2 protein-coding genes are annotated in these 1,337 nt (G+C 44.5%); one reads left to right on the forward strand and one right to left on the reverse strand.

Translation table 11 applies throughout. The features are described 5' to 3' along the window. Nucleotides 1-768 (forward strand): serine hydrolase (locus ACUVJL_RS34265; protein WP_445249908.1); only part of this gene is annotated, 768 nt, incomplete at its 5' end. An 86-nt stretch (nucleotides 769-854) separates the two neighbouring features. On the opposite strand, the gene ACUVJL_RS34270 is transcribed toward ACUVJL_RS34265, so the two are convergent. After that, entirely contained in the window at nucleotides 855-1,226 is a 372-nt protein-coding gene (locus tag ACUVJL_RS34270; protein WP_445249909.1) for a DUF4342 domain-containing protein, read from the reverse strand. Nucleotides 1,227-1,337 lie beyond the last annotated feature (111 nt).

The following is a 1,337-nucleotide window of genomic DNA, read 5'->3' on the forward strand; positions in this document are numbered from 1 at the left end:
GAACAGTATAGATCCCTCAGCGCCGGAATGTTTTTTCTGGATTTAGATACAGGAAACTATTTGGATATCAAGGGCGATCGAGTATTTCCGGCCGCGAGTACCATCAAATTACCAATTCTGATTGCTTTTTATCAAGATGTAGACGCAGGCAAAGTTAGCCTAGACGAAACATTAGTTATGAAGTCCGACTTAGTAGCCAGCGGTTCTGGAACTATGCAAGACGAACCAGATGGCACTCGGTTTGGCATCAGAGAAACCGTAGATAAAATGATTACCATCAGCGACAATACAGCCACCAACATGATTATTGAACGTTTGGGGGGAATTGCTAAACTCAACGAGCGTTTTCGCACTTGGGGATTAACTGATACGAAGATTCGGAATTGGCTCGGCGATTTTCAAGGAACAAATACAACAAGTTCTGTGGATATGGTAAAGTTGCTGGCGATGCTGTCTCGCGATAAATTAGTTTCTGAATCGAGTCGAGAACAGGCTTTAGAATTATTGCGGCGTACAACAACTAGAACGCTGCTTCCTTCGGGTTTAGGGGCGGGAGCCGTGATTGCTGACAAAACCGGAGATATCGGCTTTGTAGTTGGCGATGCTGGAATTATTGATATGCCGAATGGGAAGCGTTATTTAGCGGCAATCTTTGTCAAACGTCCTTACAATGACCCGATTGTGAGAGATTTTGTGCGTCGGATTTCGCGGATTGTTTACAATTATTTGGACCAACCTGCGGCGAAAGTACCGGATAATTTACGTTGATAAGACAATTCGGCGATTGAAATCGCTACTCAACAAAAAAAGTCCGCCTTCGCGGACTTGAAGAGAAGATTTTTAATGACTAATGACTATTCTTTGCGCTCGACAGCTACAGTCAAATGAGCCGCCACTGCCCCAACTGTAGCAAGTACAGCAGCAATTGGAAAGACTACTGATCCTGCAACGCCGCCTACCAATGCCGCCATCAGCGGAATGTCTGCCAAAGTCCGCCCTTGCGAGTTTTTGATGACGAGGTGGCGGAGTTTTCCTTGCTGAATTAGTTCTTTGACTTTAGCAATTAAACTGTCGCCGCTAATCTTAAATTCTTCCACTCTGACTTTTTCCTCTGTTGCAAATTCTGAGGCGAATAAAGGAGTTTCAACTGTTGAGTTTGCTGAAGCTCCGGTGGCTGGTGTTTCGTCTTGCATAATCGTTACTTGTTGTTCTAGTTGTGAGTTCATTTTTTGTAAGGGCGGGTCAAAACCAGCCGTTTAATTTCTATACTCTTATCTTCGGCGATCGCACTTGAGAACGACAGGCAAGGAAACCCTACAATCTCCATTCGTACTTTC

Origin of the sequence: Microcoleus sp. OTE_8_concoct_300, assembly GCF_031383065.1 — a bacterium.
In the GTDB taxonomy this organism is placed as follows: Bacteria; Cyanobacteriota; Cyanobacteriia; order Cyanobacteriales; family Microcoleaceae; genus Microcoleus.

Excerpts from the sequence above, each read along its gene's own strand:
- ACUVJL_RS34270 (WP_445249909.1), bottom strand. The coding sequence starts at position 1,226 with ATGAACTCACAACTAGAACAACAAGTAACGATTATGCAAGACGAAACA.